The organism is Phreatobacter sp., assembly GCF_016793595.1.
In the GTDB taxonomy this organism is placed as follows: Bacteria; Pseudomonadota; Alphaproteobacteria; order Rhizobiales; family Phreatobacteraceae; genus Phreatobacter.
The window spans coordinates 216,549-227,406 of record NZ_JAEULY010000003.1 but is presented as its reverse complement, the minus strand read 5'-3'; the positions used below and the strand labels follow the sequence as shown (position 1 = coordinate 227,406).

General features: G+C 67.6%; 10 protein-coding genes, 1 tRNA gene and 1 pseudogene. 4 read left to right on the top strand and 8 right to left on the bottom strand.

Features of this window, described 5'->3' with window-relative positions; translation table 11 throughout:
• The 6 genes and pseudogenes from JNK84_RS03980 to JNK84_RS03955 all read right to left on the bottom strand — a co-directional run.
• Positions 1 to 680, bottom strand: a pseudogene (locus JNK84_RS03980) (IS5 family transposase); the annotation flags it as partial.
• Between the two features lie 54 nt (positions 681 to 734).
• A complete protein-coding gene (locus JNK84_RS03975; RefSeq protein WP_293420785.1) occupies positions 735 to 1,142 on the bottom strand; it encodes a response regulator in 408 nt (135 codons plus the stop codon).
• Positions 1,126 to 3,402, bottom strand: coding sequence for a sensor histidine kinase (locus JNK84_RS03970; protein ID WP_293420783.1), 2,277 nt, complete (start codon positions 3,400 to 3,402; stop codon positions 1,126 to 1,128). The genes JNK84_RS03975 and JNK84_RS03970 overlap by 17 nt, the downstream gene beginning before the upstream one ends.
• A gap of 389 nt (positions 3,403 to 3,791) precedes the next feature.
• On the bottom strand, positions 3,792 to 4,334 hold the full coding sequence (locus tag JNK84_RS03965; protein WP_293420781.1) for a GNAT family N-acetyltransferase: 543 nt from the start codon (positions 4,332 to 4,334) through the stop codon (positions 3,792 to 3,794).
• 10 nt (positions 4,335 to 4,344) lie between these two features.
• Positions 4,345 to 4,542, bottom strand: coding sequence for a hypothetical protein (locus JNK84_RS03960; protein ID WP_293420779.1), 198 nt, complete (start codon positions 4,540 to 4,542; stop codon positions 4,345 to 4,347).
• 39 nt (positions 4,543 to 4,581) lie between these two features.
• Positions 4,582 to 4,656, bottom strand: a tRNA-Gly gene (locus tag JNK84_RS03955).
• 212 nt (positions 4,657 to 4,868) lie between these two features.
• Here JNK84_RS03955 and JNK84_RS03950 point away from each other — a divergent pair.
• The 4 genes from JNK84_RS03950 to JNK84_RS03935 all read left to right on the top strand — a co-directional run bounded on the left by JNK84_RS03950 (position 4,869) and on the right by JNK84_RS03935 (position 8,864).
• Complete coding sequence (locus tag JNK84_RS03950; RefSeq protein ID WP_293420777.1) at positions 4,869 to 6,191, top strand: cytosine deaminase; 1,323 nt, start codon at positions 4,869 to 4,871, stop codon at positions 6,189 to 6,191.
• Positions 6,192 to 6,195: 4 nt separating this feature from the next.
• Complete coding sequence (locus tag JNK84_RS03945) at positions 6,196 to 7,647, top strand: FAD-binding oxidoreductase (protein ID WP_293420775.1); 1,452 nt, start codon at positions 6,196 to 6,198, stop codon at positions 7,645 to 7,647.
• Positions 7,647 to 8,228 carry an NAD(P)H-dependent oxidoreductase gene (locus tag JNK84_RS03940; protein ID WP_293420773.1) on the top strand — a complete coding sequence of 194 codons (582 nt, stop codon included), beginning with the start codon at positions 7,647 to 7,649 and terminating at the stop codon, positions 8,226 to 8,228. The genes JNK84_RS03945 and JNK84_RS03940 overlap by 1 nt, the downstream gene beginning before the upstream one ends.
• Before the next feature lie 126 nt (positions 8,229 to 8,354).
• Positions 8,355 to 8,864: a MarR family winged helix-turn-helix transcriptional regulator gene (locus tag JNK84_RS03935; RefSeq protein ID WP_293420771.1), complete on the top strand. Its 510-nt coding sequence runs from the start codon at positions 8,355 to 8,357 to the stop codon at positions 8,862 to 8,864.
• A 122-nt stretch (positions 8,865 to 8,986) separates the two neighbouring features.
• On the opposite strand, the gene JNK84_RS03930 is transcribed toward JNK84_RS03935, so the two are convergent.
• Entirely contained in the window at positions 8,987 to 9,865 is an 879-nt protein-coding gene (locus tag JNK84_RS03930; RefSeq protein WP_293420769.1) for an NAD(P)-dependent oxidoreductase, read from the bottom strand.
• A gap of 24 nt (positions 9,866 to 9,889) precedes the next feature.
• A complete protein-coding gene (locus tag JNK84_RS03925; RefSeq protein WP_293420767.1) occupies positions 9,890 to 10,825 on the bottom strand; it encodes a carbohydrate ABC transporter permease in 936 nt (311 codons plus the stop codon).
• Positions 10,826 to 10,858: the final 33 nt, after the last annotated feature.

Sequence of the window (10,858 nt, the reverse complement as noted above, 5' to 3'; positions counted from 1 at the left end):
GACGCGCCGGAAGTCCTTGAGCCTGCACCACATGCGTTCGACGCGGTTGCGCTCCTTGTAGGCGCGGGTGTCGTAGGGAATGGGTGCTTTGCGGGAGGCGGTGGAGGGGATGACGGCCTCGGCGCCGCGCTCGGCAAGGCGCCTGCGCAGATGGGTTGCGTCATATCCCTTGTCGGCGAGCAGGCGGCGGAAGGGACCGGCGGACTGGATCAAGGCCTCAGCCATGCTGATGTCGTTGATGTTGCCGGCGCTGAGCAGCAGCACGCGTGGCCTGCCGCGCTCATCGACCAGGCCGTGGACCTTGGTGGTACGACCGCCGCGAGAGCGGCCTATCGCCTGAGCGAAGGCCCCCCTTTTGCGCCGGCCGCCGAGCGGTGCGCCTTGACGTGGGTGGCGTCGATCGCCGCCCCGTCGAAGATGCCGCTATGGCCCGTCAAGGCCTCGAACATCCTCAGCCATAGCCCTTGCCGGCTCCAGCGGTTGAAGCGGTTGTAGACCGTCGTGTACGGCCCGAATTCCGGCGGGCAGTCCCGCCAACGCGCACCGCTCTTCAGCATGTGAACGATGCCCGAGATCACCCGGCGGTCATCCACACGGCGAGCACCCCGACGACCACGCGGCAACAGAGGCTCGATACGAGCCCATTCCTCATCACTCAGCCATTGAACCCGCTTCGCCATCCCAAGACTCCTTCCAGGAGCCTTGAATCAGCAATGATCGATCCTCGCCAGAGCTTATCGAGTACGGACCCTAAGGGCCGAGCTCCGCGCGACGATGGCATCGATCGTCTGGATCAGCTGATCCTCGTCGAACGGTTTGACGAAGACCCGCTCCGCCCCCCAGACCTCCGCGAGCGACCCGGCGGTCTCGATGGTCAGGCGTGGGCCGCCGCCCGTCATCGCCAGGATCGGCAGGGTCCGGTTGCTTTCGCGGATCATCTTGATCAGCTTCAGCCCGTCGATGCCGGCCATCCAGATATCCGTGACCGCGACGGCGAACTGTTTCGCTCGGAGGGCGTCGAGCGCCTCCTGGCCGGAGGCGACGCAGGTCGCGCCGTAGCCCGCTGCGGTGACCGCCGCCGCGAGCGACACGCGCACCGCCTCGACATCGTCGACGATCAGGATTTCAGGCCTGGGAGGCATGGTCTCTATCCTTGGCTGGAAGCGTGGCACCGGGGATCGCGATTGTCACGCGGGTGCCGACGCCGGGCTGGGACTGAATGTCGATGGCGGCGTTCCAGGATCGGGCGATGCCGTAGACGATCGGCAGGCCGAGACCAGTGCCCTGTCCGGGCTGCTTGGTGGTGAAGAACGGTTCCAGGGCGCGCTGCCGGGTGTCCTCGTCCATGCCTTCGCCGTCATCCTCGACGGAGAGCGCGAAGCCCGACGCCTGCGACCCCCTGAAGCGCACAGCGATCCGCCCGCCGCCCCGCGTTGCGTAGATCGCGTTGGCGACGAGGTTGGCGAGCACCTGAAAGGCCTCGTTCGCATCGACGACCGGGCCGGGCTCCGCGTCGGCTTCGAAGGTCAGGGTCACCTTGTCGGGCAGCATGGTGCGCAGATGCTGGATCGCGTCCGCCAGCGAGGGGCCGAGCGGCACCCGCCGCTGCGGATCGGGTGGCGGCCTCACGCTGGTCAGGAGGCCCGAGACGATGGCCGAGGCGCGCCTGCCTGAATCGGTCACGATGTCGAGGAACCTTCGCCGCTCGTCCGCCGGCGCGAACTCGCCGGCCACCCGGCGCGACAGATTGACGATCGGGTGGAGGAGATTGTTGATCTCATGGGCGACGCCGCCGGCCAGCTGGCCGATAGCCGCCATCTTGCGCTGCTGGGCCTGTCGTTCCTCCGCCGCTATCTGCCGCGTGACGTCCGAGACGATGCCGCGCAGCCCCAGCCCCGCTCCAACGGGCCTGGCGCGAAAGCGGACGAGCCGCTGGTCGAGGCGCGATGAGATATCGCGCAGGGCGATCGAGGCGTCGAAGCCGCTTCCGCCGGTGAGGGCGGCGCTGAACCGCGTGCTGGCGTCCAGCCCGCCCGCAGAGATGTCGCGCGCGAGAATCTCACCCATCGTGACGCCCGGCCGCAGCCCGATGGCAAGGCATGTCGGTCCCGAGGCGAAGGTCACGAGGCCATGTCCGTCGCACTCCCAGAAGCTGTCCGACGCACTCTCGGCGAAGGCGAGGAGCCGGACCGCCGCTTCCTCTGCGGCCTCGCGCGCCGCGCGCTCGCGCCGTTGCAGGTCGACGGCGCTGGCGATGCCCGACAGCAGCAGCGACAGGCAGGCCGCGAGATAGGTCAGATTGACCGCGAGCGGGTTGGCGCCCATGGCCGGCGCGACGTCGTGGAGCATGCGCAGCAGGCCGCCGGCGAACATCGGCCCCCAGCACAGGATGAAGACCAGCGCGCGCCGGCGATCCACGCGATAGGTGAGCACCACCAGGGTCAGGCAGCCGGCAATCGACGTGATGCCGATCGGGGCGACGAACCTCCGCAGGAGCGTGCTGTCGGTGGCGACCGAGATGACCGCCGCGAGCGTCAGAACCAGCGCGCCCGCCGCCGCCACGCGGACGACGGCGGCGACCCTCGGATAGCGCTGCTTCACCTGCAGGAAGAGCGGCGCATAGACGAGCATGGCGGCGAAGATCAGGAAGGTGCCGCCGAATGACAGGAAGCGGCCGGCCATGACCGCCCCGGGCCAGATGAAGGTTTCGACGAAGCCCTGGTCGCCCAGCACATAGCCGAGATAGGCGAGGACGAGTGTCGCGAGCGCGCCCGAGAGCGCGTCGCGCGCGACGATGCCGGCTGCCGCGAGGTAGATGGCAAGGCCCGCGAGAACGCCGAAGGCGATGCCGAACAGCAGGTTCTCGGCGGCATAGGCGCTGAGGAAATTCGTGTCCGAATGCAGCCAGAGCGACCCGCGCATCGACGACGGCGTCTGGATGCGCAGATAGACCGTGCGCCCGGCCACCTCGCCGGTCGGCAGGCTCAATGCCGGATAGCGCGTCGGCCAGGCGGCTCCGGTGGCGGTCTGACCGGTGCGCCATTCGAGAACGCGCCAGCCCGCGCCCGCGGGCACGAACAGCGTCATGGCGCGCACGCGCGGCTCGCGCAGCGCGAAGACGCGGTCGTCGCCGGATCCGTCGGCGACGATGGGAACCACGACGCGCAGCCAGAGGGCCGCCTGCGATGACGGAGACGGGCCGTGATTCGGCGCGCGGGTGCCGCCGGCGGCGATGAAGGCCGTTCCGGGCGCCGCCACGTCGGCAATGCCGAGCTGGCCTGTCCGGTCGAGCAGGTGATCGGCGATCGGCCCGATGAAGCGCGCGCCTTCGGCGGCATCGGCCGCCGGGGCCGATGACGTCAGCGCCAGCCAGAGGATCGCGACCAGCGCAGCAATCCGCATCGGCCGCCGGGCGACGGCGCCGGATGTCCGGCGCGCGCCACGGAGGGGCGGATCGGGACAGGCACTTGGCGGCGGACCGGCAGCGGCGATCGTCACATCGTGACCGGAGGCAATGGGACTGGCGCCGGATCGTGATGGCGCGCCCCGGCATTCCCTAAGGGAACACGAAAAGCCGGCAAGCGCCAAGAAAAATAGCTCAGTGAGCCGCCATGTCCGGGATGCGCTTTGAATGGGCTAGGCGGTCAGCCGCGGCTAACGATAATCCGGTCAACCTGATTGCAGCGACCTGAATTGGCTCGACACCGCGATGCCATAGGTACGACCAGCGTTGAGCGTGTAATCGAGCCGTAACCGAGGCGTCTTGGCGGTGCGTCGACACCTCTTTCCCGTCACCCGGCACGGACCTTGTCACCCTCGCCGAGCGGGCGCTGCATCAGCACGCAATCGACCCAGCGGTCGAGCTTCCAGCCGATGGAGGGAAGCACGCCGACCACGGTGAAGCCCGCAGCGCGGTGCAGGGCGATCGAGCCATGGTTGCCGAGATTGCCGATGACCGCGATCATCTGGCGATAGCCCTTGGCCGTACAGTCGTCGATCAGGCGATCGAGGAGCGCCTTGCCGACGCCTTTGCCTTGAGCCGATGGCGAGACATAGACCGAGTTCTCGCAGGCGAAGCGATAGCCCGGCCGGGTGCGGTAGGCGCTGGCATAGGCATAGCCGACGACGGCGCCATTCAGTTCTGCGACAAGGTAGGGATAGCCACCCGAGAGGACCGCGGCCTGGCGTTTCGCCATCTCGGCTTCGTCCGGCACCTCGTATTCGAACGAGGCGATGCCGTCCCGCACGTTCGGGCCGTAGATGGCGGTGATGGCGGGAATGTCGGCGGGGGTCGCGGCGCGAAGGCTCAGCGCGGAACCCGAATGCACGTTCAAGCCTGATAGATCAGGAGACGCGCACGAAGCGGCGGACGCGGGCGCGCGGCTTGGCGATGCGGCGGGTCACGGTCACGCCGCGATTGGCCACCTCGATGCGGCGATCCTGCGTCGGCATGAAGAAGCGTGCCGTCTCGGAAGCGCCATCGACCTGGACGAAGTCGGCATCGAGAGCGCGCATGAATGACTTCACTGATCCGAAGGTCATGTCACGTCTCCACCGGTATGGAACCAAACGAGAAATGTTTGGAGCGGGAGAAGGGATTCGAACCCTCGACCCCAACCTTGGCAAGGTTGTGCTCTACCCCTGAGCTACTCCCGCATCCGGGTACCCGCGGCGGCCATGGCTGCCGGGGAGGGCGGTTCTATGCCAAAGGATGCCGGCGATTGCAATGGGCGCTGCAAGACTTTTTTGCCGGCGGCTCCACAAGCCGTTCCAGCGTTCGCTTTGACGGGGTGGCGGGAGGTTGGTTATCTGCGGACCGGCGGCGGCCGGACAGCCCCGCAGAGGCCGCAAGCGGCGCGGGGGAATGAATGGGTTTTGGTTACGTCGCGCTGCCGCCTGTGGAGCGCTACCGGCTGGCCAATGCCACCGTACCGGTGATTCTGGCGAAGGAAGGCAGCGGGCTCGCCGGCAACGGTGACGGGCTGGCGCGCGCCGACATCGTCATCGCCTCCGGCAGGGTCGAGGCGGTGACGCCGCCCGGCGCGACCACCGTCGAGGCCGTCGATCTCGACGGCGCCATGGTGTTTCCCGGCTTCGTCGATGCCCACACGCATCTCGACAAGGGCCATATCTGGCCACGCGCGGCCAATCCCGACGGCACGTTTCCGGGCGCGCTGGCGACGGTGGCGGCCGACCGGGCGGCGAACTGGTCGGCGGTCGATATCCGGGCCCGCATGACCTTCGCGCTGAAATCCGCCCATGCCCACGGCACGGTCGCGATCCGGACCCATATCGATTCGATCGCGGACCAGATCGATATTTCCTGGCCGCTGCTTGCCGAAGTTCGGGAGGAATGGCGCGGCCGGATCGACCTTCAGGGCTCCTCGCTCTGCGGCATCGATATCGCGGTTGAGCCCGGCTATCTCGACCGGATGGCGGGGGTGCTGACGCGCCATGGCGGGGGCCTCGGCTGCGTCACCTACATGTCGCCGAACCTGCCCGGGGGGCTGGAGGCGGTCTTCCGTACCGCGCTCGACAACGGCCTGCCGCTCGACTTCCACGTCGACGAGACGATGGACCCCACCGCGCATTCGCTGCGGCTCATCGCGGAGGCGGCGATCCGCTTCGGCTGGCAGCAGAATGGCAACGGCCGGATCGTCGTGGGGCATTGCTGCTCCGTCGCGGTCCAGCCGGAGGAGGAGGCGGCGCGCACGCTCGATCTGGTCGCGGAGGCGGGCCTTGCCGTCGTCTCGCTGCCCATGTGCAACATGTACCTGCAGGATCGGCAGGCCGGCCGCACGCCGCGCCGGCGCGGCGTGACGCTGCTGCACGAAATGAAGGCGCGCGGCATTCCCGTCATGGTCTCGTCCGACAATACGCGCGATCCGTTCTACGCCTATGGCGATCTCGACATGCTGGAGGTCTACCGCGAGGCGACGCGCATCCTGCATTTCGACCATCCGGTCGCCGACTGGCCGATGACGGTGACGGGAACGCCGGCCGCGGTCTGCGGGTTTGAGGGTCGGGGGGCGATCAGGGCCGGCGCGCCGGCCGACCTCGTCGTGTTCCGCGGCCGGACATGGACCGAGCTCCTGTCGCGTCCGGAGACCGATCGCACGGTCATCCGCGCCGGCCGCGCCATCGACACCAGCCTGCCCGATTACCGCGAACTCGATCATCTCTGGAGCTGAGCCCATGCCGTCCGAGACCGACACGCCGGAGACCCCGAGGCCGCGCTATGACATTGACCGGCTGAAGGCGAAGCTCGCCGGCATCAAGACCGAGGACAATCCGGCCCTCGTCCGCCAGAAGAGCCGCGACTTCTACTGGTATTCGCCGACGCTGAAGCGCCAGCTCGACCACGTGGCCGGCGACATCATCGTCTCGCCGGCCAACGAGCAGGAGGTGGTGCGCGTGCTGGCGGCCGCCTTCGAGCTCGGCATTCCCGTGACGCCGCGCGGCACCGGCACGGGCAATTACGGGCAGGCCATGCCGCTGTCCGGCGGCATCGTTCTCGACCTCTCCGGCATGAACAAGGTGCTGGCGGTGCAGCCCGGCCGGTTCGTCGCCGAAGCCGGCGCCGTCATCGCCGAGATCGACAAGGTGGCGCGGCCGCAGGCGCAGGAAATCCGCATGCACCCCTCCACCTATGCGACGGCCTCGGTCGGCGGCTTCATCGCCGGCGGATCGGGCGGCGTCGGGTCGATCACCTGGGGCGGCCTGCGCGATGCCGGCAATGTCATCCGGCTCAAGGTCGTCACCATGGAGGCGAGCCCGCGCGTGCTGGAACTGACCGGCGACGACCTCGCCAAGGTCGCCCACGCCTATGGCACCAACGGCATCATCACCGAGGTCGAGATGCCGCTCGGCCCCTCGTACAGGTGGGTGGACCTGTTCCTCGGCTTCGACACGTTCGAGCGCGCCGCCGCCTTTGCCGGCGCGCTCGGCGAGCAGGACGGCATCGCCAAGAAGAACATCGCCGTGGTGGCCGCCCCCGCGCCGCAGACTTACTTTCTGCGCCATCAGGACTACATGGTGCCGGGCAAGCACGTGGTGATCGCGATCATCGCCGATTTCGCCGTGGATGCGGCGCTGAACTTCGCCAGGCGCCAGGGCGCGGAACTGCTGCTGCGCACCGACAAGCTGGACGAGGACGAGCGGCGCAAGATGCCACCCGGCTTCGAGCTGACCTGGAACCACACGACGCTGAGGGCGCTGCGCGTCGATCCGGCGATCACCTATCTGCAGGTGCTCTACCCCTTCCCCGATCAGGTGAAGCTGGCGACGGCCATCCATGAGAAGTTCGGCGACGAGGTGGTCGGCCATCTCGAATTCGTTCGCTTCGACGGCAAAGTAACCTGCTTCGGCCTGCCGCTGGTGCGCTTCACCACGGAGGAGCGGCTGGAGGAGATCATGGCGATCCACGAGGACATGGGCGCGCCGATCTTCAATCCGCACCGCTACACGCTGGAAGAAGGCGGCATGAAGCAGACCGACGAGGTGCAGCTTGCCTTCAAGAAGGAGGCCGATCCGCAGGGGCTGCTCAATCCCGGCAAGATGATCGCCTGGGAAGATCCGAGCTATGACTACAAGTCGGGCAAGACCTTCCTGTTCAAGAGCCTTGCCGACGCGGGCGTCGCGTCCTGATGCGCGTTCTCGTCCTCTACTGCCATCCGAACCCGGAGAGTTTCGGCGCGGCGCTGCACGGCGCGGTGGTCGAAGCGCTGACCGCCGCCGGCCATCAGGTCGATGACTGCGACCTCTATGCCGAGGGCTTCGACGCGGTGCTGTCGCGGGCGGAGCGCGCCGGCTATCACGACCTCGCCACCAATACCTGGCCGGTTCAGGCCCATGTCGACCGCGTGCGCGCCGCCGAGGCGCTGGTGCTGGTTTTCCCGGTCTGGAATTTCGGTTTCCCGGCGCTGCTGAAAGGCTATCTCGACCGGGTCTTCCTGCCGGGCGTGTCGTTCGGTCTGGTCGACGGGACGACGCAGGGCATGCTGACCAATATCGGCAAGATCGGCGTCGTCACCAGCTACGGCGCGACCTGGATGAAGGCGACGCTGCTCGGCAATCCGCCGCGCAAGTTCTGCACGCGCTCGCTGCGCGCGGTGACGCGGTTCAGGGCCTCGGTCGACTATCTCGCCCATTACGACATGAACCGCTCGACGCCGGAGACGCGGGCGGCCTTCCTTGGCAAGGTCACGCGCCATTTCGCGCGGTTCTAGGGTCGGGTTGATGAGCCGGCTGACACTGTCACGCTCCTGTCACCTTTCCCGGAGAAACATGCGCCGGCTGCAAACCTGCGGCCGATGCGGGAGCGGCCGCGCCGTCCCGGCCCTGGGGGGATTGCGATGAGTCGCACCAAGGACGCAGCCGACGCTGGTCGGGAACCTTACCGCAAGTCGATCGGCGCCCATGTCCAGCATGCGGCCCGGCTGCACCGGGCGCTGGTGGCGCGCAAGCTGACCATCCTCGGCCTTTATCCGGGTCAGGAACAGGTTCTGAAAATCCTCGCCGATGGCGGCGACATGACCATGGGCGATCTGGCATCGGCGCTGAGGGTGCGTCCGCCGACCGCCTCGAAGACGGTCGGTCGGCTCGCCGCGCAGGGACTGGTCGAACGCAAGAATCCGGGCTCGGGCGATGGCCGGCTGGTGCGCGTCGGCCTGACCGAGGCGGGGCGCGAGAAGGCGGCGGCGCTGGATGATCTCTGGTTCGCGGCGGAAGACGAGATGCTCGCCGATCTCGACGGCAAGGACGTCAAGCGGTTGCGCAAGCTGCTGCGCCGGATCGAGAAGACGCTGCTGCCGCATACGGCCGACGACCAGGCCGAGGAGGAAGACGAGCTGGAAGAGGCGTGAGCCTCGGCTTCCATCTTCGGGCAAAAATTCTTATCTAAGATTTTTATCCTTGACAGCGTGACGCTGGTCGGGTAGGTTTCCGGCACGTTCGGCAATTGCGCCGGTGCCGTCCGGACACCCCGTCAGTCCTTCGGACCCATGGCCCGATAAGCCTCGATCACCAGCGAATCGTCCTGCTTGCCCAGCCCCATGCCGGAGGCGGCGAGGAAAAGCTGGTGCGCCGCCGCCGCGAGGAACAGCGGCGCGCGGGTGGAATGGCCGGCATCCAGGACGATGCCGAGATCCTTGACGAAAATGTCCACGGCCGAGGTCACGGGCGGATCGTCCATCAGCATGCGCGGGCCGCGATTGTTGAGCATCCAGCTGCTGGCCGCGCTCGACCCGTAGATGTCGAGCAGAACCTTCGTGTCGAGCCCGGCGCGCTCGCCCAGCGCCAGCGCCTCGGCGGCGGCGGCGATATGGACGCCGCAGAGAAGCTGGTTGATGGTCTTCACCATGGCGCCGTCGCCGGCCTTCTCGCCGACATGGAACAGGCGCGAGCCCATGGTTTTCAGGATCGGCTCCGCGGCGGCGAAGACGCCTTGCGAGGCCGAGGCCATGATGGTGAGCGAACCGGCTTCCGCGCCGACCACGCCGCCGGAGACAGGGGCGTCGACGAAGCGGCGCTGCGTCGCCTCCACCTTCGCGCCGATGGCGGCGGCGCGCGCCGGGGCGCAGGTGGCGCAGAGGATGACGATGGCGTTGGGGGCAAGGGCATCGAGCGCGCCCGCCTCGAACAGCACGGCCTCCGCCTGATCGGCATTGACCACCATGAGGACGAGCGTGTCGGCCCCGGCGGCTGCCTCCCGCGCGGTGGCGAAGGGCGTGCCGCCATTGGCCTTCAGCCAGTCGAGCGCGGCCGGATTGACGTCGGTACCATGGACGGCATGGCCGGCCCTGGCGAGGTTCGCCGCCATGGGGCGACCCATGGCGCCGAGGCCGGCGAAGCAGATGGTTGCCATCGGAAAACGCCTGTCCGCTGCCTGTTACTCTTTCACCGCGCCGGTCATGGCCGAGACGTAGTGCTCGACGAAGAAGGCGTAGAGGATGACGAGCGGCAGCGAGCCGACCAGCGCGCCGGCCATCAGCGAGCCCCAGCGGAACACGTCGCCGTCGACGAATTCGGAGACGATGGCGGTGGGCACCGTCTTGTTGGGGTTCGAGGAGATGAAGGTCAGCGCGTAGATGAACTCGTTCCAGCAGAGCGTGAAAGCGAAGATGAAGGCCGAGATCAGGCCGGGGATCGCCAGCGGGATGATGATCTTGACCATGATCTGCCAGCGGCTGGCGCCGTCGATCAGGGCGCATTCCTCCAGCTCGTAGGGGATGGTCTTGAAGTAGCCCATCAGCAGCCAGGTGCAGAACGGGATCAGGATGGTCGGATAGGTCAGGATCAGCGCGAAGGGCGTGTCGAACAGGCCGTAGAAGTGGATGATGGTCGATAGCGGGATGAACAGGATGGAGGGCGGCACCAGATAGGCGAGGAAGATCAGGCCGCCGACGGTCTGCGCGCCCTTGTAGCGGATGCGGGTGATCGCGTAGGCGGCGAGGACCGAGGCGATGATCGACAGGAAGGTGGCGCAGACCGCCACGAACATCGTGTTCCAGAGCCAGGTCGGATAATTGGATTCGAACAGCAGCTTGTAGACGTGCCGGAAGGTCGGCTCGCTGACCCAGAGCGGGTTGCCGCCGTGGAGATCGAGCAGGTCCTGGTCCGGTTTGATGGACGTGATGACCATCCAGTAGAACGGGAACAGCAGCACCACCATGATGACGATGAGCGGCATGTAGACCGTCACCGTCTTGCGCGGCAGGCTCTCCAGATAGCTCATGCCCTCGGAATGGTCGTCCTTGGCGGGGGGGCGCGCCGCCGTTGCCAGGGCTGCCGCGGTCTTCGGGTCGGTTCCGGCGGTGGCGGTCATGACATGGCTCCGTCGGCGGAGGGAATGCGGCTT

Excerpts from the sequence above, each read along its gene's own strand:
- JNK84_RS03975 (WP_293420785.1), bottom strand. The coding sequence starts at position 1,142 with ATGCCTCCCAGGCCTGAAATCCTGATCGTCGACGATGTCGAGGCGGTG.
- JNK84_RS03970 (WP_293420783.1), bottom strand. The coding sequence starts at position 3,402 with ATGCGGATTGCTGCGCTGGTCGCGATCCTCTGGCTGGCGCTGACGTCA.
- JNK84_RS03960 (WP_293420779.1), bottom strand. The coding sequence starts at position 4,542 with ATGACCTTCGGATCAGTGAAGTCATTCATGCGCGCTCTCGATGCCGAC.
- JNK84_RS03950 (WP_293420777.1), top strand. The coding sequence starts at position 4,869 with ATGGGTTTTGGTTACGTCGCGCTGCCGCCTGTGGAGCGCTACCGGCTG.
- JNK84_RS03945 (WP_293420775.1), top strand. The coding sequence starts at position 6,196 with ATGCCGTCCGAGACCGACACGCCGGAGACCCCGAGGCCGCGCTATGAC.
- JNK84_RS03940 (WP_293420773.1), top strand. The coding sequence starts at position 7,647 with ATGCGCGTTCTCGTCCTCTACTGCCATCCGAACCCGGAGAGTTTCGGC.
- JNK84_RS03935 (WP_293420771.1), top strand. The coding sequence starts at position 8,355 with ATGAGTCGCACCAAGGACGCAGCCGACGCTGGTCGGGAACCTTACCGC.
- JNK84_RS03930 (WP_293420769.1), bottom strand. The coding sequence starts at position 9,865 with ATGGCAACCATCTGCTTCGCCGGCCTCGGCGCCATGGGTCGCCCCATG.
- JNK84_RS03925 (WP_293420767.1), bottom strand. The coding sequence starts at position 10,825 with ATGACCGCCACCGCCGGAACCGACCCGAAGACCGCGGCAGCCCTGGCA.